A 22,050-nucleotide genomic window follows, 5' to 3' on the forward strand; every position below is an offset into this window, starting at 1 on the left:
CGGTAAAAGGTTCGTCAAAAGCACTCCTCCTTCACTTTGCTCACTTCGTTCGCTCTGTTCAGTCGTCGGCCCGCTCGCTCGGCCTGACGGCCTCGCTCGCGGTACAATTACTTGACCGCCGACCGCAGCCCCCTCAGCGACTGCACTGCGACGAACGTTTATCAGCGAAGAGGGGACCAGACCTCCCGTGCGTTGACGAATCGCGCGGGGTCGGTTGAGGCGGGTGTACGGCACGCCGCTCCGCGAGTCGCGAAATTCGCTGTGCCGTCTGTTCGCCAAAATTTGTCAGTGCGTTCTTCACCCAAGCGTCGTCTTCCGCTCTTCGCAAGTTCACTGCTGAATTCGTCGTCCGGTTCGGAGGAGGAGTACGCCAGCGGCCAAGGACATGGCAGTCGCAGGAACGTACGGCCACTGAGTGCCACAGCCGAAGCCGCCGTAGCCGAGCAGGTCGTCGAAGGCGCCGACCAGTAGTAGTCCGAAGAGGAACGCCGCAAAGCAGCACAGCGACACGACTGTGCTCACGGCGAGTGAGAGGGACGGTTTCCCGAGCCACGGGCCATCTCGATTGCCGAGGCTCCAGACGAAAGCGAACCCGAGCAGAAAAACACCGACCGCTGTCTGAGGAAGGCCTGTACCCGGCGTACAGAGCACCGTCTCGGAGATGAAGACGGAGACCATGCCCGCCGTGCGCAGCGGGGAGTTGTAGACTTTCCGCCGTATCTCACTCCTCGTGTTCGACTCGCTCGAACAGCGACAGCACCGTGTCGCGCTCGTCGACGTCGGCGGGGTGCATCGCCAGCGCAACGATGACGTCGTCGCCGTGGGTAACCGTCGCGACGTGGAACCGTACGGACATCGACTCGTTCGACTGCGACGCCGACCCCTCGACGGAGACGTTGTCGGCTCTCACGTCACCCTCGTAGGTGACGACCGTCGCCCGCTCGCCGAGAATCGTCCGCTCGGTCTCGCCGACGCGTTCGAGGTCACCGACAGAATCGCCGGTGACGCCGTTCGAGAGGTCGAGCAGCCGTTCGACGAGTTCGTCGTTCGTCTCCCCGGCGAGCGGATTGGCGGAGACACCCGCGACGCTGGGGTTCGGCGTCGAGAGTAGAACGACCGAGGCGGCGCCGTCGGTGCGCGCGTACGACGAGAGCCACCCGACGAGAGTCACGTTCGTGTCGGTTCCGCCGATGCTGAGTCGACGTTCGACGACGATAGACCGGCTTTCGCCAGGTTCGTAGCTCGCGTCCGCCAGCGCTCCGTCGGATATCGACGCCGGATTCGATTCGAGGGTCAGTGCGTCGGAACCGACGCACCCCGAGACGACGATGAGGAGTGCGAGCGCTGGAAGGAGAAACAGTGTGCGGTCCATACAGTCAGAAGAACGTGTGTGACGAAATCACTTACTCTAGTTCGAGCGTCGACGCGCCCGAACTCGTCGGTCTACGTGACGGATGCACGCGTTTTTTATGAGCCGGCGGGTAACTACATGTCTATGCCAGCGGACATGTACGATATCGTCGTGGTCGGGGGAGGCACTGCCGGGGCCTTCGCCGCTGCAACGACGGCCTCTGCGGGTCTCGATACCGTCATCGTCGAGCGGAAGTCGTCGGAGGAGGCGGGTCACATCGCCTGCGGTGACGCTATCAAAGGAAAGAGTTCGTTTCCGGACGTTATCGACCTCGACTATCTGAAGGAGGAGTCGTTCACTAACCGGAACATCCGGCGCGCGGTGTTCGAGAGTCCGAACGGGGAGACGCTCGATATCCCGCTCTCGGAACCGGGTGCGGTCATCGACCGCAAGCGATACGGCGAGATTATCCTCGAGGAGGCCGAGCGAACCGGTGTCGACATCCACTACGACACCGTCGTCCAGGACGTGACCCAAGCCGACGACGGCACCGTCACCGGCGTCCGCGCCAAGCGAAACGGCGAGGTCGTCGACTACGAGGCCGACGTCACTATCGACGCCGCTGGCGCGCTCTCGCTTCTTCAGGACAAGGCCGATTTCTCCGGGACGACCTTCGACACGAACGTCAACTACTCGCAGTTCTGCTCTGCCTACCGCGAAGTCATCGACGTGAAGAACCCCGTTGACTGGGACGACGCTATCGTCTTCAAACCGACCGAGGAGTTAGGATATCTCTGGTACTTCCCGCGCACGTCGACCGAAATCAACGTCGGCCTCGGCTTCCAGATGAACAGAGAACCGATGAAACTCGTCGAGGCGCTCAAACGCGACCTTCGCGGGCGCGCGGAGTTCGCGGGCGCGACGGTGAAAGACAAACTCGGCGCGGCGCTCCCCACTCGACGACCGTACGACTCGGCGGTCGCGAACGGCTTCGTCGCCGTCGGCGACGCCGCAGGCCACGTCAACCCGACGACGGGTGGTGGCATCCCCGGCGCGGCGAAATCCGCACACCGCGCGGCCAACCGCGCCATTGCGGCCGTCGGCGACGGCGACGTGAGCGAGGAGGCGCTGTGGATGTACAACCACGACGTGATGACGGACTTCGGCAAGCGATTCGCGGCTATCGACCTCTACAACATCTGGGGCGGCGTCCACGACGTGGACGAACTCGTCGGCATCGTCACTTCGGTCCCCGGTCAGCAGTTGGCCGACGCCGTCGGCCGCGGCGGCACCGACTCGATGCATCTCGGGTTGAAACTGAAAACCCTCGTGCGGACGTTCGGCCACTGGGACACGCTGTTCGAGTTGGCCCGCGTACGGAGCAAAGCGAATGAGTTGAAGGAACACTACGACCGCTACCCGTCCCGACCGGGCGGCTTCGAGACGTGGCGTGACGTGCGCGACGAGATCATGGACGACGTGTACGCTATCACCGGCGCGGACCCCAAGTACTAACACCGACCCTTTCACTGCGGGGGGTGCGCTCCGCGCACTCTCGCCTGTAAAACGCTCGACCAAAAAGCGGCTCGCTCGGCCTTTCGGTCTCGGTCAGGATCCGAGACTCTCGACGCTCCGTATCGCCACCGCAGAGGGCGGGTAACCACACTCCGATGGAGTCGTCTCGCGAAGCATTGAACTTCTTACCCCTCGTCTTCGGCCAGCCACGCGTACGCCGGGTTGGAGTCGGCGAGCCGCAGCCGAATTGCCTCAAGGTCGCCGGGCGTCACGCCGTCGAAGAACGCCCGATCCGCTCGGCGGAGTCGACGGATCTCCGCCGCCGAGAAACCGTCGTGACTCGGCTCCGGGTCGACGGCGTTGCCGGTGTCTATCTCGTACGCGTCGCCGAAACACCGCTCGAAGATGTATGCTGCTCGCTCGAGGTGGAGCCGCGAACTGACGACGGACACCGTCTCAACGTCGGGTGCGTGCTCGTCGACGAGGACTCTGCTGAAGTAGCCGTTTCCGCGGGTGTCGTGGGCCTCGTCTTCGAGCAGAATGCGTCCGGGGTCGACCCCTCGCGAGACAGCGTAGTCGGCCATCACCTCGCACTCCGCCCGCGGGACGTCCGGGTTCGTCGCCGCGCCGGTGAACAGCAGGTACGGGGCGCCGGTTCCTTCGAAGGCGTCGACCGCGACGTCGACGCGTCGCCGGAGGTGGCGGTGAATCGAATCCGACCGGAGGCGGTCGCCGAGTGCGACGATGACCATGGACGCAGTCGGTTTTCCAGCGACAAATACAGTCGTGTCACCGAGTTAGTCGAGGTCCGACGCTGACTGCGAGAGCAATACGCTCTGCAAAACCGTCTCCGCGCCTCGACGGACCCGCTCGGAAGCGGCCTGCTGGCTGATACCGAGTTCGTCGGCGATCTCCTGCAGCGAGACCTCTCGGGGGACGCCGAAGTAGCCGTGTTCGACGGCGAGCGTCAGCGCGCTCCGCTGTTCGGGCGTGAGATCGAAGTTGTACTTCGCGTCCTGCTCCTCGTCGAGCGTGTAGATGCGCTCCACCCGGAAGGCGACGTCGTGGTCGAGACAGTAGTTGTGAAACTCCCGGAGTCCCCGGTGGTCGGCGAACCGAAGTCGGAACCGCCACGGGTCGTCGCCGTACGCCTCGAGAATCGTCGCCTCGCTCGCGACGAGAACCGCCGTGAGGTTCGCGGCGGTGTCGCTCCAGACGACGTGGTAGAGCACCCGATGGTCGACCCGCGCGACAGCGGTCAGTTCCTCCACCACGTCGTCGCCTCGAACCGCTTGCTCGAAGGCGTCGAACGACTCGGTGTCAGGTCCGGTCGCCCAGAAAAACGGCATCACGCCGTCGGTCCCGATAGGGACCACGCGCTCCAGTTCGATGTGGATTCCCTCGGTGACCTGCGAGAGACGGCCGAGATCGAACGCGTTCGCAGGAATTTCGAGTTCGGCGACGACGACCATACGTCTGAGGGGAGTACGGGACTCCACTTAAGCGTCCGTACTGAACAAGCACATCACGAATTCCTACTTGGCATGAATAGGAACTGGGGAGAGGCACTTGACGGACGACGACCCGCAAACGGCCGATCGGATTCGCCCAGCAGTCGAACTCAACAACGCGTTCGTGGCGCTGGCCAGCAGTATGCGGCGGCGAGTGCTGCTCGGCGTTCTCGAACGCAGTCCCCGCGAAGAGCGAACGCTGAGTGAGGAACTCGCGGCCGGGCGGGACGTCGAACGGAATCGAGTCCGGGCGCAACTTCGCCACGTCCATTTGCCGAAACTGGTCGTCACAGGTTACGTCGAATGGAACGAATCGACCGGCGAGATAACGCGCGGTCCGGCGTTCGACGAACTCGTGCCGTTGCTTCGGGTTCTCGACGGCCACGCCGAGCATCTGCCCGGCGCGTGGCCCTGAACGCGGCGTCGAAACTGACGGCAGCACCTACGACAGCCGCAACCGCTTTTGGCGTGAGGACCTTTCGTTTCGATACATGACCCAAGGAGACGAACTCGGCAGCGACGACGTTCCGCCCGCGAACGGAATGCCGATGCTCGGTCTCGGCACGTGGGAGAACACGAACGCCGACGAGTGTCGAAACGCGGTCCAGACGGCGTTGGAGATGGGCTACCGCCACATCGACACCGCGCAGGCGTACGGCAACGAAGCCGAAGTCGGCGAGGGAATCGCCGCCGCCGACGTTCCGCGCGAGGACGTGTTTCTCGCGACGAAGGTGTGGATAGACAACCTCGCCCGCGACGACGTCGTCGAGACGACGAAGCGGAGTCTCGATGAGCTCGGCGTCGACTACGTCGACCTCCTCTACGTCCACTGGCCAGCCCGCGAGTACGATCCCGAGGAGACGCTCTCGGCGTTCAACGAACTGTACGACGAAGGGCTGATAGAGCGCATCGGCGTCAGCAACTTCGAACCCGAGCACGTCGACGAAGCCATCGAACACTCCGACGCCCCCATCTTCGCGAACCAGGTCGAACTGCATCCGCTGCTCCCGCAGGAGGAACTGCGCGAGCACTGCGCCGACCGCGACGTGGAACTCGTCGCGTACTCGCCGCTTGCCCGCGGGGAAATTGCCGGGAACGACACCATCGCCGCCATCGCCGAAAAACACGACGCCAGCCCGTTCCAGGTGAGCCTCGCCTGGATTCGCGAGAAAGGTGTCACCGCCATCCCCAAGGCGACGAGCGAGGAGCACATCCGCGACAACTGGGAGTCGCTTGGGGTTGACCTTGACGACGACGACGTCACCGAAATCGACGCCATTGACCGGACCGACCGCCGCGTCGACCCGAGTTTCGCCCCCTGGTAGACGCCGCCGAAACCCGACGCGTCGGCGACTTCGTTTCCGTCTCCAGCGCGTTTCGTTCCGCGGTTTTTTGTCCTCCGTTTTTTTTTATCCTCCATTTTCGCCCCCAAGTTTTCGCTCCATACTCCTCGTCCGTCCGAATTGGGAGGGTGACGCCGCCGGTTCGCCCCGGTGTCGAACCCACAAAATTCACATCACCTGCTACGACACTGTGTTCCAATGGAATCAGCCACGCAACCGGGGTTGGTCGGCGCGATACGCATCGACCTCGTCCGCTTACACGAGACGTGGATGGAGCTCGTCTTCCCGCGCCAGCTAGACGCCGGACGCTCGGTCATCGGGAAGTGGAAACCGCAGACCGGACCGCAGCGCGCAGCCTACTCCGTCTGGAGCGCGCTCGGCGTTCCGCTCGTCGCGCTCGCGTATCCGCTTCTGCTACTCGGCTTCGCGACGCGGTTCTACGCGAAGCGACTCGACAGCGCCGGGGCGCGTCTCGGTCTCGTCGGCGTCGTGCTCCTCTCGGTGGTCGTCTGGGGAGCGCTTACCGCGTTCGCGCGGTACCAGTTCTCGACGAACGGCTTTCTGGCGGTGCTCGCCGCCAGCCTCGTCGCGACGCTCTCGGCGGCGCTCGCCGTGGTCTTCTCGCGCGTCGGCGGGCGCGGGACGAGCGTCCTCTTCGCGTACCCTTCGGTGATGACCGCGCTGTTCCTCCCGCCGGTCGTCGCGGCGCTTTACTCGCCGACGCTCTCGGAGATCGTCTTCCCCGGCAGCCAGACGGTCGCCATCTGGCTCCTCGACAACGTTCTCGCCATCGGCGGTCTCGATCAGTTCCTCCGCGAGCGGTTCACCCTCGAAGGGTTCGCGTACGTGCTGATGTGGTTCGGCGTCGCGGTTCCGCTCGGCTGGCTACTCGGTATCGTCGTCGCCCTCGCGGATATCGTGCGCCCGCGGCGGCGGTGACAGTCAGATTCCGGGGACTGTCTCGGAGAAACTCTTAATCGCGCTCCGTCCAACGCTCTCACATGCAGTTCGATCTCACGACGACCGTTGCACTGTTCGTCGTCCCGTTGCTGGTAATTATCGGCGGAACGGTGACGAGTCCGATGCCGACGACAATCAGCGTCGGCGTCAGCGTCGGTATCGCGCTGTTCGGTGTCCTCGCGCTCGTCGTCGGCATCAAACACGGCGAGTACCGCGCGGCGCGCTGAAACTGCCGTTTCTCACCTATCGCACGTCGAGCGACTCGTCGGTCACGTTCGAGGCCACGGCGACGCCGACGATGCTGACGACGAGTCCCGCGACGATGAACGCCGCGAGTCGGTACGTCGGCGGAAGTTCGCTGCCTATCCCCGGCACGAAGGCGTGTGGAAGGATGCCTTCGCGCTCGAGATACCACCCGGTGAACCCCCGAACCACGAGGCCGAGCGCGACGACGCCGAAGGGGAGGTTCCAGTACGGCGAGCGCACCTCGTCGGTCTGGATGAGTTCGTCGACGAGGCGGCCGGTACTCGCCGTCAGCGCCGCCAGCGCGAGCCACGGGACGCTGCTGTAGAGGAACTGAATCGCGGGGACGACAACGGCGTCGCCTCTCGCCAACGCCGAGGCCTCCAACCCGCCCAGAAAGACGCCAACGAGCGTCAGTCCCGCGGCGACGACGTAGGTGACGACGGACACCTGCCCGGAGTAGAGCGCGTCGCGCACCCGCTCGGGAACGTTCGCGAGGCGTTCGTCGATGGCGAGTCCCTTGTACAGCAACACTGCACCGAGAAGCGACGCGAGAAACGCCACCGCCAGCGCGGGCGACTCGAATCGGAACAGCAGAAGCGGCAGCAGCAGCAAACCGATACCCATCGGAACGAGCACCGTCTGGCGGAGTTCCTCGTCGGCGAGAAACTGCTTGAGGAGGTAGTACGTCGACTCGATGTCGCGGGCCTGCCGGACGACGATTCGGTCGACGGCGTCGACGCGGAGACGGCTCTCGACGACGGGGACGAGTCGCTCGTCCTCGGCGCTGTCGACGACGACGACGACGCTCTCGGGGTCGTACTCCGCCACGAGTTCGTCGAGTTGCGCGGCGACCGACCGGTCGGCCCCGACTATCGACTCGCTCGCCCCCGAGACGACGGCGACGACCGCCTCCTCGCGTTCGTCGCGCAGGTCGCGGGCGACGCGGAGCGCTTCGAGGAGGCAGTTCACGCTCGTGTCCTCGGGGTCGGCGAGCCCGACGTCGACGACGAGCGACTGCACTGCTTCCCACCCGGAGACGGGGGTCTGCAAGCCGGTCTTGCGCCCGATGTCGTTCGCCCGGTCGACACAGAGGACCAGCGTTGTCACACGTCAGCGGAGCACCCGGTGGGCTAAAAATCCTCCCAGTCGTCGGAGTTCCGTCGCCGTTCCCGGGTCAGAACTTGAACTCGACGCCCTCGGCGTCGAATCGACTCGACAGTCCCGCTCCGAGCGCGTACGCGACGCCTTCGGCACCCCGACGGAGTCGGACGGTGAGCCCTTGCTGCGGCTCGAACTTCTGGACCACCGCGTCGGCGCCAAGCAGTTCCGAGAGTCTCGCTTCCACGTCGTCGCGTGCGCCGAGTTCGTCGACGAGTCCCAGTTCGTGGGCGTCGGTGCCGATGTAGACGCGGGCTTCCGTCTCGCGAATCGTCTCGGGGTCCATGCCGCGCCCGTCGGCGACGCGCTCGACGAAGTGGTCGTAGAGTCGGTCGACGATCCCTTGCAGATACGCCCTGTCGTCGTCGGAGGGTTCCTTCAGCGCCAACCCCGCGTCCTTGTACTTCCCGGCGGCGAAGCGCTCGTAGGAGATGCCCAACTGCTCGGCGAGTTCGTGGACGTTCACCGACGAGCCGATGACGCCGATGCTCCCGACGATGCTCGCCTCGCGCGCCCAGAGTTCGTCGCAGCCGCTGGCTATCCAGTAGCCGCCGCTGGCACAGGTGTCAGTGGCGTAGGCGACGGTGGGGCCGTCGAACTCGACGGCGGCGTTTCGGATGTCGTCGCTCGGGACGACTTCGCCGCCCGGCGTGTTCAGCCTGAGGAGGAGCGCCTCGGCGTCGCCGTCGTCGTCCGCCCGCTCTATTTGCTCGACGACGTCGTCGGCGGGGGTTCCCACGCTCCCGGTCGGGAGCGGACCACGGCCACGATCCCGAGAGATGGGTCCCTGGACGGCGACTTCGGCGACGTTGTACGCCGAGACGCGGGAGGCGGCGATTCGCGACGCGAACCGCGCGCCGAGGGCAACGGTGACGAGCACGAGCACCACCCCGAGGAGGTCTTCGAGCGACTCCGGTACGGACAGAAACAGTATCCAACCGACGACGGCAGCGACGAGGACCCCGAGGAGGACGATGACGACGCGTTCAGCCGTTACTTTCCGCGACTTCACAGAGATTCACCAGCCATACCAGTAGCTGAGGGTCGCGTCGGCTTAAAACTGAGAAAAGAACGAAACGCGCTTAGAGAAGACCAGCGCGCTGGAGCTTCATCAGGTCCTCGGTGTCGAGGGTCTCGCCCTCCTGGAACGCCTGGTAGATCTCCTCGGCTTCCTCCTTGGCAGCCTCGCGTTCCTCGGCGCGGGAGTCCTTGCGCTGGCGCTCCTCCTTCTTGTCGAGTTCGCGTAGGCGCTTCTGGACGCGGACGAAGTCCTCGTGGTGGCGGTCCGCGGCTTCCTGGGCCTCGACGAACAGTTCGTGCATCTCGTCTGCACGGTCACGGATGTCGTCGGCCTCGCGGTAGGCCTCGATCATCTGGTTGTGGTGTTCCTGGGCCTCGTCGGCGAGCTCCGTCACCTTCTGGTGGTGTTTCGACGCCTCCGAGCGGACCTCCTCGGCTTCCTCGATTAGTTCTTCGAGTTCACCGCTGTCTTCGACCTTCTCCTTGCGGTTCTGGTACTCCTCGCGCTTCTTCTCGATCTTCTCGATGAGTTCGCGCTCGTCCTCCGTCGAGAGCACCTCGGTCTGCTGGCGGAATTCGAGCTGTTTGATCTCGTCTTCGAGCTCCTCGAGGTCCTTGCCGTCGTCGAGTTCGAGGTCGCTCTTCATCTCCTCGACCTTGTCGAACAGCTCGTTGGCCTCTGCGTTCAGCTCATTGCGCGACTTCTTGTGCTCCTGTACTTGCTCGTTGAGCGAGTCGCGCTTTTCGCGGTGTTCCTGAGCCTCGTCGACCTTCTCGCGCGTCTTCGCGTTGAGGTCGTCGCGCTTGGATGCGCGCTCGGAGGCCATCTGGTTGAGTTCGTTCCGTCGGTCACGAAGCTGACCGGCGAGCTTGATGAGTTGGCCTTTCGAGCCGCTCTCCAGTTTCTCGTCGGTCAGTTCTACGTTGTTCGATTCGTCCAATGCTTTGATTCCGAATTGTTCCGCTGCCATACTTGATCAATCCTCGATACCATCACCGCTCCGGGCGGAGTGGCGGTCGCTCGATGATGTGCGTCCGACCGTGGATAAGAAATTCCTGATCATTCCCCGTGCGATTCCGCCAGATGCCGGAGGCGTTCTGGTACTCTCACTTACTGGCGTCGAACATATAAATACTTCGGTGAGTTCGCGAGTGAAAACGGCTACCATGCGTGGCACTGTGGCACGATTCGGCACCAAATCGACCGTACGTTGACAACCGTTGACGCACTTAAACGACCGACCGAAATTCGTGTAGAACATATTACGAAGAAAGTAGTTTCGAGGCAACGAAACCCCCGTCGTGTCGCTCGCTTCGCTCGGGTGGTACGCCTTCGCTTCGTTCGGCCAAAACGCCACGGATTTCCGTCGCCCCTTCGCATCTCCAGTATGAAGGAGGAAGTCGTTCGCGCGCGCGGACACGAGAACGTCTCGGCGCGCCACGCGAGCACGTTCGAGGTGACGAGCGACGACTGGCTGACCCCGGCCGGGGACTGCATTCTCGCCGTCGATGCCGACCGGACGCCCGCCGATTTCGACCCGGCGTTCGTCGACGCCTGCCGGAACGAGAACGCGCGCATCGTCGCCACGTTCGAGGTCGACGGCGTCACCGAACGCGTCGAGGGCCACGGTCACCCGGACTTGACGTTCGAGGGCGACCGGAGCATGGTCGGCCGGACGAGCGACCACACCGACGACCGAACCATCATGCTCGGCGCGGCGTTCGCCGCCGAGGGCTTCGACCGCGAGTTGGTCGACGCACTCGCCGACGGCGCCGAGTTGACCCTTACGCTCCGCGTCGGCGGCGGCGCCGACGACTGAGCGCCGGCGGGCCGTCGGACCGACCCTCCGCCCCACCGCTTTTGCCGGACCGACTCCACGTTCCGGTATGGCAGACGAACCCGCGGAGAACATCAGCGGCGGAGTCGGTGGCGGGGGCGTCGAGGCGACGTTCGCGCCCGGCGAGGCCGACACCCGCGCCGAGGCCGTCGTCGATGAACTCGGCGAGCTGTACTGGCGGAAAGCCTACGGCGGGCAGGACGCCTTCGAGTGTCTCGTCCGAACTATCCTGAGCCAGAATACGAGCGACGTGGCGAGTCAACCGGCGCACGACGAGTTGATGGCCAGATACGGAGGCGGCGACCTCGCGAAGGCGCTCGCCGACGCCGAACGGTCAGAACTCGCCGAAACTATCCACGCCGCGGGTCTGTACAACCAGAAGTCGGAGATGATGATAGACGCCGCCGCCGAGATCGTCGACGAGTTCAGCGGAGAGACGGCGTTCGACGCGTGCGTCCGCGAGGAGGAGCCCGAAACCGTGAGAGACCGACTGCTGGAGATTCGCGGCGTCGGACCGAAGACCGCCGACTGCGTGCTGCTGTTCTCGGGCGGGCGCGGCGGCGTCTTCCCGGTGGACACGCACGTCCACCGGATCGCTCGCCGTATGGGACTCGCGCCGCCGGACGCCGACCACGAGGTGGTGCGCGAACACCTCGAACGCGACGTCCCGGCCGAGAAGTGCGGCTTCGGCCACACCGCGATGATTCAGTTCGGCCGCGAGTACTGCAAGGCGTTGAAACCGGCGTGCCTCGACGGCCCGGAGGCGTGTCCGCTGTACGACTACTGTGACAAGGTCGGGGTCGACGAGGTCGATGAGTCGGTTGTCGACCCCGCCGAAGTCGTCGCCGACGACTGAAGACCGCGCAGAAATCGAGACTACTCGTAGTCCTCGAACCCGTCGCCTTCCTTCTCGCGGACGAGTTCGTCGACCACTGCGTCGGCGGTTGCGAGGTTCGTCGCCACCGGCGTCTCGTGGACGTCGCAGAGGCGGAGCAGCGCGGTGATGTCGGGTTCGTGCGGTTGGGCGGTCAGCGGGTCGCGTAGGAAGATGACCCCGTCGCAGGTCTCGTTGGCGATTTCGGCGCCGATCTGCATGTCGCCGCCGAGCGGTCCCGACTGCTTTCGCTCGATCTCGAGCCCCGCCTCGTCGATGAGGCGTTGGCCCGTCGTCCCCGTGGCGATGAGATCGATTTTCGAGAGGATATCGCTTCGGTTCTTCGCGAACTCGATGAGTGCCGGCTTCTTCTCGTCGTGGGCGATGAGCGCGAGACGCATACTCTCTCTGCCGTGCCGTAGCCAGTTGAATCCACCTGCGACGGTCTACTCTGTGACATGTGTCGTCGCTGACAGCGACCCCGAGACTCAAGGCCGTCGGCGTGCCACGTCCGTGTATGTCGATGGAGACTTACACGCTGCGAGTCGAGGAGACCGAAACGCACGGCGGCATCTCCGCCGACGTGTACGACGGAGACGACGTCATCGCGACGTCGACGCACGTCGCCTACGACGACTACGGTCTCGCGGTGACCGGAGACGACCGAAACCCGGAGGCTGCGACAGAGAAGGTCACCGCCGACGCCCTCTCGCTCGACGTACAGGTCGAGCGAATCGACGGCCGGTTCGAGTTCCGTCTGCTCGGCGACGGCGAGGAGCTGGCGCGCGAGTCGGTGACCGACGACGACTGGGAACTCGAACGCGACGAGAAGTAGAACGCGAGTGTGGAGCGACGACGCTGTCGATTCGCTATTTGAACCGGAACGTTTCGAGATTCTTCGGCGCGAACGTCCGCATGTTGAACTCGTGGTACAGCGCTGACGAGAGGTCCTGCACGGAGCGCTCGTCGCCGTGGACGCAGAGCACTTTCTCCGGCCGGGGGTTCATCGTGCGGACGAAGTTCATCAGACCGTTGCGGTCGGCGTGGCCGGAGAACCCGTCGACGGTTTCGACGCCCATCTTCAGCGAGAGCGTGCCTGACCGCCCAGAGTTGCGGCTGTCGCGGTTGTTGATCGGTATCTCGTCCCAGCCGTTCTGGATGCGGCGACCGAGAGTCCCCTGCGCCTGGTAGCCGACGAAGACGAGGTTCGAGTCCGGGTCCGGCCCAATGTGGCGGAGCCACGACATGATTGGGCCGCCGGTGACCATCCCGGAGGTCGAGAGGATGATGCAGGGGTCGTCGTCGGCGACCTCCTGTCTCTCTTCTTCGCCGCCGTCGATGTGGTTGAACTGCGGCGCGAGGAACGGGTTCTCGTCCTCGTGGAAGATGCGGTCGCGGAGTTCGTCGCGGAGATACTCGGGGTAGGTCGTATGGATGGCCGTCGCCTCCCAGATCATCCCGTCAAGGTGGACGGGCATCTCCGGAATCTTGCCGCTTCGCATCGCCTCTTCGAGGACGAGCATGATTTCCTGTGACCGACCGACGGCGAACGCCGGGATGAGAACTTTTCCACCCTGGTCGGCCGTCTCGTTGATGACGTCGACGAGTTTCTGCTCGGAGTCCTCCTGATCGGTCTGGTAGTCGTTTCGCCCACCGTACGTCGACTCCAGTACGAGCGTCTCCACGCGCGGGAAGTCGTTGACGGCGCCGTTGAACAGGCGGGTGTCCTTGTAGTGGATGTCGCCGGAGAACGCGACGTTGTAGAGACCGTCGCCGATGTGGAAGTGCGTCACCGCCGACCCGAGGATGTGGCCCGCGTTGTGGAAGGTGAGCTTCACGTCGGGGGCGATGTCGGTGACGTCGCCGTATTCGAGGGGGATGCAGTGCTTGATGGCTTCGCGGACCATCTCGGACTCGTACGGCGGCGTCCGGCCCTCCTTGACCGCCACGTCGAGGTAGTCGAGTGTGAGCAGGCCCATCAGGTCGCGCGTCGGTTCGGTGCAGTAAATCGGGCCGTCGTAGCCGTATTTGAACAGGAGGGGGAGCAGCGCCGAGTGGTCGAGGTGAGCGTGCGTGAGAACCACCGCGTCGATGGAGTTCGCCCCGGAGCCGAGCGCTTCGGGCACCTGGAGGTACGGCACTTCGCCCTCGGCGCCGGGTTTGTCGCCGCAGTCGATGAGGATGCGGGTGTCGGCTGTGGAGAGGATGAATGACGCGCGACCGACCTCGCGGCAGCAGCCGAGCGTCGAGATACGAACCCACTGCTCACGGCTGAGCTGTTCGCGGTGTATCTGTCGGCCGACCCTCTCCAAGATGTCGCGTCGCTCCTCTCGCTCCTGCTTCAGGAAGTTTCGGACGTTCGAGACGGTAGAAGATTCGATGGGTGGCGTCCGGACGACCTCGGGTGTCCAGCCGACCTGTTGGGTTATCTCGCGCAGCGTCGACCCGTGTCGGCCGATGACCATCCCGGGTTTGGCAGCTTCGATGACGACTTCGCCGGTGTCGGCGTGGAAGTCGAGGTCGGTCACGCTCGCCTCCTCCGGAATCACGTCGAGGACCTGCTCGCGCGCTTTCTCCGGGTCGGTGAGCACGTCGGGGTCCGGTCGGACCGTGATCCGTTTCCGGAGTTTGCTGGCGAGCTTTCGGATGAGGTCGCCGTTCTGCGCGAACTCCTTGGGATTGCGCGTGTAGACGACGAGTTCGGGTCCCTCGTACTTCACGTCGGAGACGACGATGTCGCCCGGAAGTTCGCTGTCGATCTCTGCTTTCAGTTCCTCAAGTTGCTTATCTACTGAGCTCATGTGTGTGTTGCCCGTCGGTCCACTCCGGTCGGGCCTCGTACTGCCGCCTCGGTGCCGCCGAGTCGCCGCGAACGCGGATAGTCGAACGCTCGTCGTGACCGGTGGTCCCGAGAGACATACTCAACGGAGTAACTCTGTATGCTACGTGCGGGAAGAGGCAGTGAAAACCCGCTTGTCCGGCAGTATTACCTTCGTGTTATAAAAGCCTTCGCAAAAGGAAAGACGGTACGGGCTCTCGGTGACGCTATGGAACTCACGCCCGACGCCGTCGCCGCCGAACGCGAGGCGCTGAAAACGCGCGCCTCGACCACTGTCTCGCTCATCAACGAGGTTCGAGAGGCGCTCGGCGATCGGTTCGGTGTCGACGTCGCGCCGGTGACCGAAGCCCAGTACCGCGCGGAGGTGGACGCCGTCTTCGCCGACGGCGACGTGGCGGTAAACGTCGCGGCGTACGCCGGGATTCTCAGGGAACTGGACGTGCAGGGCGACTATCCGGGCTTCGTCGTCGACGAGATACTCGGCCGAGAACTGGCGTCGACCATCGCGGGCGGGCAACCGCTCGCGCTGCTCGCGCAGGCGACGTTCCACGTCGCGGATACGATGACCCACACCGACGGCGTCGCCGGAGTGGACGACTTGGACGCCGCGCTGGCGGCGGGTTTTCAGACCCGCCTTCCAGGGTGGGAGTGGACCGAGACGGAGAGTCCGTTCGCGGTCCGCTCCGAGTGAGGCCGGCGATGTCATCCCCGTCACCGACCGATCCGTCGTCTCGGCTCCCGAACGGGGCGAGGTGACGCTCCGACTCGTCGTGTGAGTGGTCGACTCCCCGTTACCCACTGTCACACCGTCTCACAGCTTCGCACGTTTTAAGCCGCGGTGCCGCCACCTCCCGACAATGACCGACACACAGGACCTCGGTATCACCGAGTCCAAGGAGTACAACACCGGCGAGTGGTACGCCGAAGTCGTCCAGAAGGCCGGACTGGCCAACTACGCCCCCGAGGGGATGAGCGGGTTCATCATCACTCGACCCCGCGGGTACGCGCTCTGGGAGGCCGCCCAGAGCTATCTCGACGAGAAGTTCAAAGCGACCGAGGTTCAGAACGCCTACTTCCCGCTTTTCATCCCCGAGAGCTACCTCGAACGGGAGAAGGAAATCGTCGAAGGGTTCGACCCCGAGGTGGCGTGGGTGACCCACGGCGGCCACGAGGAACTGGAGGAACGCCTTGCCGTCCGCCCCACCAGCGAGAGCATCATCGCTCCCTACATGAGCCAATGGGTGCGCAGCCACCGCGACCTCCCCCTGCGCGTCAACCAGTGGGCCTCCGTCGTCCGCTGGGAGGCGACCGACACGAAACCGTTCTTCCGCACGAAGGAGTTCCTCTGGCAGGAGGGCCACACGGCCCACGCCAGCGAGGACGACGCGTGGGAGGAGACGCTGCTCCGCCTCGACCAGTACGAGTCGGCGTACGAGGACCTGTTGGCAATCCCCGTGCTCCGTGGCCAGAAACCCGACCATGACAAGTTCCCCGGCGCCGACACGACGACGACCGTCGAGGCGCTGATGCCCGACGGTAAGTCGGTGCAGGGCGCGACGAGCCACTACCTCGGCACGAGTTTCGCCGAGGCGTTCGACATCACCTACTCCGACGAAGACGAGGCGGACCGAAACGCCCACACCACCTCGTGGGGCTTCTCGTGGCGCTCCATCGGCGCGCTCATCATGACCCACTCCGACGACCAGGGACTCGTGCTCCCCCCGACAGTCGCGCCCACACAGGTCGTCGTCGTCCCAATCTGGCAGGAGGAGAACCAGGAGGCGGTGCTCGACTACGCCGGAAGCGTCGCCGACGACCTCGAAGCCGCCGGAGTCCGCGTCGAACTCGACGACCGCGACGAGCGCAATCCCGGCTTCAAGTTCAACGAACACGAACTGAACGGCGTCCCCGTACGACTCGAAATCGGCCCCAACGAGGTCGACGACGACGAAATTACGGTCGTCCACCGTCCCGACGGCGAGTCGACGGTCGAAGCGCGCAAGGGAATCGTCGAAACCGTCGAAGACCACTTCGACGAGGTGTACGCGAAACTGTACGCCACCGCCGAGGAGAACCTCGACGAGAACGTCCGCGACGCGTTCGCCCGGAACGAGATTCTCGGCACTATCGGCCAGCACGGCGGCTACGTCCGCGCGCCGTGGTGCGGCGAGGAGGCCTGCGAGGAGGAGATAAAGGAGCAGATCTCGGCCGAAATCGTGATGGTCCCCTTCCCCGACGACGAGGAGAAGCAGTTGGACCTCGACAAACACGGCGACTGCGCGGTCTGCGGCGAGTCGTCCGAGGAGACGGCGTACTTCGCGAAGTCGTACTGAACGAGACGGCTCCTCGAACCCGGTGGCGTCGGCGAGATACGAACCCCGCGCCGTTACGAGACCGACGCGATCCTCGTCGACACCGTCGGTGGTTACGGCGAACTGTAGCTTACTTTCCCTTCCTCCTCGCTCATCCGTATTCGGTAGACGCGAGCGTACGGGATGTGCAGGTAGCTTCCGTCTTCGACCTTGACCCGGACGCCAGCGACCTTCCCGGAGTCCGAGATGTTGTCGGCGTCTACCTCTTCTTCGGCCACGCCGTCCGGCGTCTCGTACGAGATGTATGCCATCCGGCGCTAGTGCCGGGTCCATCCCAATAAGCGTAGGACCGAATCACTCCATCCGACACCCCGTCCAAGATGTCTCTCCGTCGCGAGGAGGTCCAGTATCTGTCATAGTAGTTCGGACAATAAATCAGAATAAATTACCTTATATGGGATTAATACACCCTTATTCTTTCAGGAGTACGTTCATAAGTGGTTGGCGCCAGATTCGGGTATGACCAAGCCACACACAGACACCCGCAGGGTTGGCCTCGCGGACCCGGCCGACGAGCGCTCGAACTGCGGCGTCGGCGCCGTCATGGATCTCGACGGCGGTGCGTCGCACGACGTACTCGCCGACGGGCTAGAACTACTCGTAAACCTCGAACACCGCGGCACCACCGGTGCTGAGGAGAACACCGGCGACGGCGCGGGCGTCATGATTCAGCGCCCCGACGAGTTCTTCGAGGAAGAACTCGACTACGACCTCCCCGACCTGTGGGCGGTCGGCTCGATCTTCTTCCCGCAGGACGACGACCAGCGCGAACGCGTCGTCGACGTCGTTGAGGAGGCGCTCGCCGAACACGGGCTCGATGCGTTCCACTGGCGCGACGTACCGACCGACAACGCGGACCTCGGCGCGACGGCGCTGGAGTCGGAACCGGACGTCTGGCAACTGTTTGTCCGGCCGTCCGACGATTCGACGGACACCGAGGCGTTCGACCGCTCGCTGTACGTCGGCCGCCGCGCCGCCGAGAACGCCGTCGACGACTCGGGTATCGAGGGCAGCGGGCGCTTCTACGTCTGCTCGCTCTCGCGGAAGACGCTCGTCTACAAGGGACTGCTGAAAGCCGAACAGCTTCCGACGTACTACCCGGACCTCCGCGACGGGCGGATGAAGTCGGCGCTGGCGATGGTTCACGCCCGATTCTCGACGAACACCCTCGGCGCGTGGCATCTCGCGCACCCATACCGCAACGTCGTCCACAACGGCGAGATAAACACCATCCGCGGCAACGTCAACTGGATGCGCGCCCGCGAGACGGAACTCGAACACCCCGAGTTCGGAAGCGACATCGAGACCATCAAACCCGTCACGCACGCCGACCAGAGCGACACCGCCAGCGTCGACAACGTCGTCGAACTCCTCTTGCAGGGCGGTCGCGACCTGCCGCACGTCCTCCGTATGTTGATTCCGGAGGCGTACCGCAACGACCCAGCGATGGACGAGGGCCGCCGCGACTGGTACGACTTCCACGCCAGCCTCGTCGAACCGTGGGACGGCCCGGCGCTCGTCGCCGCCACCGACGGCGAGCGAATCGCGGCGGTGCTCGACCGCAACGGCCTGCGCCCGTGTCGCTACGACGTGACGACCGACAACCGCCTCGTGATGGCGAGCGAAGTCGGCGCGCTCGACCACGACCCGAGCGAAATCGAATCTCGGGGTCGGCTCCAACCCGGCCAACTGTTCATGGCCGACCCCGAGGAGGGCCGCGTCATCCCCGACGAGGAGGTGTTCGACTCGCTCGTCGACGAGAAGTACGGCGAGTGGGTTCGCGACGAGCAGCGTCACCTCTCGGCGTTCGCCGACCCCGAGGCGTTCGGCACCCACGACCCGGTCGACTCGCTGCGCGCCCAACAGGTGGCGTTCGGCTACACGCAGGACCAGCTGAACCACCTCATCGAGCCGATGGCCAGACAGGGGAAAGACCCCGTCGGGTCGATGGGCGACGACACGCCGCTGTCGGTGCTCTCCGACTTCAACCGGCCGCTTTTCACCTACTTCAAACAGCTGTTCGCGCAGGTGTCGAACCCGCCCATCGACTACATCCGCGAGAAGCTGGTGACGAGTCTCGAATCGCGCCTCGGCAACCAGCAGAACATGCTCGCGGAGTCGCCGGAGCACGCCCGCCAACTCGTGCTCGACTCGCCCATCGTCACCGACGAGCAGACGGCAGGCATCAAGAACCTCGACGGCAGCGACGGCCTGCGAAGCGAGACGCTCGATATGACGTACGAGCGCGGCGAAGCGGAACTGGAGGCGGCCGTCGAACGACTCCGTGACGACGCCCGCGAGGCTATTGAGGGCGGCGCGGACATCGTAGTCCTCTCGGACCGCGCGGCCGGACCCGACAGAGTACCGATTCCGAGTCTGCTTGCGACGGGCGCAGTCCACCACAGCCTCGTCCGCAACGGCCTGCGCAACCGCGCCGGGTTGGTCATCGAGTCGGGCGACCCACGCGAAGTGCACCACGTCGCGACGCTCGTCGGCTACGGCGCGGGCGCGGTGAACCCGTACCTCGCCTACCAGACCATCGAGGACATCGTCGCCGGTCCCGACGGGGCCGAACCGGAGGCGGCCATCGCGGCGTACACGAAAGCGCTCGAAGACGGTCTGCTGAAGACGATGGCGAAGATGGGCATCTCGACGGTCGAAAGCTACCGCGGCGCCCAGATTTTCGAGGCCGTCGGTCTCTCCTCGTCGTTCGTCCGCGAGTACTTCGAGGGCACCGAGATTCGCACGGAGGGTATCGGACTGCCGCAGATAGAGGCCGACCTGCTCACGCGTCACGCCGTCGCCTACGGCGAGGACCCGAAGCTCGAAGTCCAAGGCGAGTACGAGAACCGCTCGGCAGGCATCCACCACCAGTGGAACCCGAAGTCGGTCGGCGCGCTCCAGCGCGCGGTTCGCTCCGGTAGCTACGAGACGTACCAGGAGTTCGCCGAGTTGGTTAACGACCAGAGCGAGGAACTGCAAACCCTCCGCGGGCTGCTGGAGTTCGACTCCGACCGCGACTCCGTCCCCATCGAAGACGTCGAACCCGTCGAGGAGATCGTGAAACGCTTCTCGACGGCGGCGATGAGCCTCGGGTCGCTCTCGCCGGAAGCCCACGAGAACAACTCCATCGCGATGAACCGCATCGGCGGCAAATCCAACTCCGGCGAGGGCGGTGAACCGCCCGAACGCTTCGGCACGGAGAAAGAGTGCAACGTCAAGCAGGTCGCGTCGGGTCGCTTCGGCGTCACCAGCCACTACCTCTCGTCGGCCGACGAGCTACAGATCAAGATGGCTCAGGGGTCGAAACCCGGCGAAGGCGGCCACCTCCCCGGCAAGAAGGTCAACGAGATGATCGCGCACGTCCGCTACTCAACGCCGGGGGTCGGCCTCATCTCGCCGCCGCCGCTGCACGACATCTACTCCATCGAAGACCTCAAACAGCTCATCCACGACCTGAAGGTCGCCAACGAGGACGCCGACATCAACGTGAAACTCGTCTCGGAGGCGGGCATCGGCACCATCGCGGCGGGTGTGGCGAAGGCCAATGCTGATGTAGTACACATCTCCGGCGACTCCGGTGGCACCGGCGCGTCGCCGAAGACGAGCATCAAAAATGCGGGGTTGCCGTGGGAGCTTGGCCTCGCGGAGGCGAACCAGATGCTCTGCGCAACAGGGCTGCGCGACCGCATCCACGTCTCCACCGACGGCGGGATGAAGACGGGCCGCGACGTGGCCATCGCCGCGTTGTTGGGCGCCGAGGAGTACATCTTCGGGACGGCGTCGCTCGTTACCGCAGGCTGCGTGATGGCGCGGCAGTGCCACGAGAACACCTGTCCGGTCGGCGTCGCCACCCAGAACGAGAACCTCCGCAACCGCTTCCCCGGCCAACCCGACCACGTCATCAACTACATGACGTTCATCGCGCAGGAGTTGCGCGAACTGATGGCCGAACTCGGCTTCGAGACGGTCGACGAGATGATTGGCCGCCCCGAGTACCTCCGCCAGCGCGAGACCGACCACGAGAAGGCCAAACATCTCGACCTCTCGGCGGTCCTCGCGCAACCGGCGGGCGACCAGCGCCGGAAGACGCAGGAGCAGTCGCATTCGGACCTCGAGACGCAACTCGACCGCCAGCTCATCGAGGAGGCCGCACCCGTGCTCGAAGACGGCGACCCAGTCCAACTGCGCCACGAGATATCGAACGTCGACCGCGCGGTCGGCGCGATGCTCTCGGACCGCATCTCACAGCGATACGGCGGTGAAGGCCTATCGGACGACACCGTCACCTGCGAGTTCGACGGCGTCGCCGGACAGAGCTTCGGCGCGTTCCTCGCCCCGGGCGTGACGATGCGCCTCACCGGCGCAGCCAACGACTACGTCGGCAAGGGGCTCTCGGGCGGAAAAGTGGTCGTCGAGACGCCCGCGGAGGCCAACTACGCTCCCGACGAGAACGTCCTCATCGGCAACGTCGCGCTGTACGGCGCGACGCAGGGCGAGCTGTACGTCAACGGCGTCGCGGGCGAACGCTTCGCCGTCCGCAACTCGGGCGTGAAAGCCGTCGTCGAAGGCGTCGGCGACCACGGCTGCGAGTACATGACCGGCGGCGTCGTCGCTGTGCTCGGCGGGACAGGGCGGAACTTCGCCGCGGGGATGTCCGGAGGCGTCGCCTACGTCTACGATCCCGACGAGACGCTCGAAGCGCGGGCCAACACCGAGATGGTATCGCTCTCGCGGGAACTCGAAACGGGCGACGAGGCGATGTTGCGCCGCCTCGTCGAGAACCACGCCGACTACGCCGACAGCGAACGTGCGGCCTCGCTTTTGGCGGAGTGGGCGAACGAGGTGGGCAACTTCACGAAGGTGATGCCGGACGCGTACGCGAAGGTCATCGCCGAGGAGGGCCGCGCCGACGTGCGCGACGAACTGCCCGCCCCGGCGGGGTCCGTCGAAGACGCCCGCGCCGACCAGGAGATAGCGCGGAGCGACGACTGAGCGTCGGCGCCGAGCGTCACCTCGTCGC

At 64.9% G+C, this 22,050-nt stretch carries 21 protein-coding genes; 11 read left to right on the forward strand and 10 right to left on the reverse strand.

Annotation, left to right across the window (positions count from 1 at the left end; translation table 11 throughout):
• Positions 1–330: 330 nt before the first annotated feature.
• Complete coding sequence (locus LAQ58_RS10245) at positions 331–678, reverse strand: hypothetical protein (RefSeq protein WP_224447371.1); 348 nt, start codon at positions 676–678, stop codon at positions 331–333.
• Between the two features lie 43 nt (positions 679–721).
• Positions 722–1,372 (reverse strand): DUF6517 family protein, encoded by a 651-nt coding sequence (locus LAQ58_RS10250; protein WP_224447372.1) that lies wholly within the window; start codon positions 1,370–1,372, stop codon positions 722–724.
• A gap of 123 nt (positions 1,373–1,495) precedes the next feature.
• Between LAQ58_RS10250 and LAQ58_RS10255 the strand changes: the two genes are divergently transcribed.
• Positions 1,496–2,866, forward strand: a complete 1,371-nt coding sequence (locus LAQ58_RS10255) for a geranylgeranyl reductase family protein (RefSeq protein WP_224447373.1) — start codon at positions 1,496–1,498, stop codon at positions 2,864–2,866.
• A gap of 185 nt (positions 2,867–3,051) precedes the next feature.
• Here the strand turns inward: LAQ58_RS10255 and LAQ58_RS10260 are convergent, their stop codons facing one another.
• Entirely contained in the window at positions 3,052–3,618 is a 567-nt protein-coding gene (locus tag LAQ58_RS10260) for a YdcF family protein (RefSeq protein ID WP_224447374.1), read from the reverse strand.
• 45 nt (positions 3,619–3,663) lie between these two features.
• Entirely contained in the window at positions 3,664–4,338 is a 675-nt protein-coding gene (locus tag LAQ58_RS10265; RefSeq protein ID WP_224447375.1) for a helix-turn-helix domain-containing protein, read from the reverse strand.
• A 97-nt stretch (positions 4,339–4,435) separates the two neighbouring features.
• Here LAQ58_RS10265 and LAQ58_RS10270 point away from each other — a divergent pair, with 97 nt between their 5' ends.
• The 4 genes from LAQ58_RS10270 to LAQ58_RS10285 all read left to right on the forward strand — a co-directional run bounded on the left by LAQ58_RS10270 (position 4,436) and on the right by LAQ58_RS10285 (position 6,907).
• Complete coding sequence (locus LAQ58_RS10270; protein ID WP_224447376.1) at positions 4,436–4,792, forward strand: DUF7344 domain-containing protein; 357 nt, start codon at positions 4,436–4,438, stop codon at positions 4,790–4,792.
• A gap of 127 nt (positions 4,793–4,919) precedes the next feature.
• Entirely contained in the window at positions 4,920–5,702 is a 783-nt protein-coding gene (locus tag LAQ58_RS10275) for an aldo/keto reductase (RefSeq protein ID WP_224450154.1), read from the forward strand.
• Positions 5,703–5,918: 216 nt separating this feature from the next.
• Positions 5,919–6,659: a hypothetical protein gene (locus LAQ58_RS10280; RefSeq protein ID WP_224447377.1), complete on the forward strand. Its 741-nt coding sequence runs from the start codon at positions 5,919–5,921 to the stop codon at positions 6,657–6,659.
• A gap of 62 nt (positions 6,660–6,721) precedes the next feature.
• Complete coding sequence (locus LAQ58_RS10285; RefSeq protein WP_224447378.1) at positions 6,722–6,907, forward strand: DUF7333 family protein; 186 nt, start codon at positions 6,722–6,724, stop codon at positions 6,905–6,907.
• 16 nt (positions 6,908–6,923) lie between these two features.
• Here the strand turns inward: LAQ58_RS10285 and LAQ58_RS10290 are convergent, their stop codons facing one another.
• The 3 genes from LAQ58_RS10290 to LAQ58_RS10300 all read right to left on the reverse strand — a co-directional run bounded on the left by LAQ58_RS10290 (position 6,924) and on the right by LAQ58_RS10300 (position 10,075).
• Positions 6,924–8,033 (reverse strand): DUF373 family protein, encoded by a 1,110-nt coding sequence (locus tag LAQ58_RS10290; RefSeq protein WP_224447379.1) that lies wholly within the window; start codon positions 8,031–8,033, stop codon positions 6,924–6,926.
• Positions 8,034–8,100: 67 nt separating this feature from the next.
• On the reverse strand, positions 8,101–9,096 hold the full coding sequence (sppA, locus tag LAQ58_RS10295) for a signal peptide peptidase SppA (RefSeq protein WP_224447380.1): 996 nt from the start codon (positions 9,094–9,096) through the stop codon (positions 8,101–8,103).
• Between the two features lie 70 nt (positions 9,097–9,166).
• Complete coding sequence (locus LAQ58_RS10300; protein WP_224447381.1) at positions 9,167–10,075, reverse strand: coiled-coil protein; 909 nt, start codon at positions 10,073–10,075, stop codon at positions 9,167–9,169.
• A 417-nt stretch (positions 10,076–10,492) separates the two neighbouring features.
• On the opposite strand from LAQ58_RS10300, the gene LAQ58_RS10305 reads away from it, so the two are divergent.
• Positions 10,493–10,924 carry a DUF371 domain-containing protein gene (locus LAQ58_RS10305; protein WP_224447382.1) on the forward strand — a complete coding sequence of 144 codons (432 nt, stop codon included), beginning with the start codon at positions 10,493–10,495 and terminating at the stop codon, positions 10,922–10,924.
• Between the two features lie 67 nt (positions 10,925–10,991).
• Entirely contained in the window at positions 10,992–11,798 is an 807-nt protein-coding gene (locus tag LAQ58_RS10310; RefSeq protein WP_224447383.1) for an endonuclease III domain-containing protein, read from the forward strand.
• A gap of 20 nt (positions 11,799–11,818) precedes the next feature.
• Here LAQ58_RS10310 and LAQ58_RS10315 read toward each other — a convergent pair whose 3' ends face one another.
• Entirely contained in the window at positions 11,819–12,217 is a 399-nt protein-coding gene (locus tag LAQ58_RS10315) for a methylglyoxal synthase (RefSeq protein ID WP_224447384.1), read from the reverse strand.
• A gap of 116 nt (positions 12,218–12,333) precedes the next feature.
• On the opposite strand from LAQ58_RS10315, the gene LAQ58_RS10320 reads away from it, so the two are divergent.
• Positions 12,334–12,651, forward strand: a complete 318-nt coding sequence (locus tag LAQ58_RS10320) for a hypothetical protein (protein ID WP_224447385.1) — start codon at positions 12,334–12,336, stop codon at positions 12,649–12,651.
• A gap of 34 nt (positions 12,652–12,685) precedes the next feature.
• On the opposite strand, the gene LAQ58_RS10325 is transcribed toward LAQ58_RS10320, so the two are convergent.
• On the reverse strand, positions 12,686–14,617 hold the full coding sequence (locus LAQ58_RS10325) for a beta-CASP ribonuclease aCPSF1 (RefSeq protein ID WP_224447386.1): 1,932 nt from the start codon (positions 14,615–14,617) through the stop codon (positions 12,686–12,688).
• Positions 14,618–14,863: 246 nt separating this feature from the next.
• Here LAQ58_RS10325 and LAQ58_RS10330 point away from each other — a divergent pair, with 246 nt between their 5' ends.
• Together LAQ58_RS10330 and proS are read left to right on the forward strand one after the other, a co-directional pair.
• Positions 14,864–15,346: a DUF7984 family protein gene (locus LAQ58_RS10330; RefSeq protein WP_224447387.1), complete on the forward strand. Its 483-nt coding sequence runs from the start codon at positions 14,864–14,866 to the stop codon at positions 15,344–15,346.
• Between the two features lie 166 nt (positions 15,347–15,512).
• Complete coding sequence (proS, locus tag LAQ58_RS10335; RefSeq protein WP_224447388.1) at positions 15,513–16,988, forward strand: proline--tRNA ligase; 1,476 nt, start codon at positions 15,513–15,515, stop codon at positions 16,986–16,988.
• A gap of 92 nt (positions 16,989–17,080) precedes the next feature.
• Here the strand turns inward: proS and LAQ58_RS10340 are convergent, their stop codons facing one another.
• Positions 17,081–17,278, reverse strand: coding sequence for a hypothetical protein (locus LAQ58_RS10340; protein WP_224447389.1), 198 nt, complete (start codon positions 17,276–17,278; stop codon positions 17,081–17,083).
• A 208-nt stretch (positions 17,279–17,486) separates the two neighbouring features.
• Here LAQ58_RS10340 and gltB point away from each other — a divergent pair, with 208 nt between their 5' ends.
• Positions 17,487–22,022, forward strand: coding sequence for a glutamate synthase large subunit (gltB, locus tag LAQ58_RS10345; protein WP_224447390.1), 4,536 nt, complete (start codon positions 17,487–17,489; stop codon positions 22,020–22,022).
• Positions 22,023–22,050: the final 28 nt, after the last annotated feature.

The organism is Haloprofundus salilacus (genome assembly GCF_020150815.1).
Lineage (GTDB): Archaea > Halobacteriota > Halobacteria > Halobacteriales > Haloferacaceae > Haloprofundus > Haloprofundus salilacus.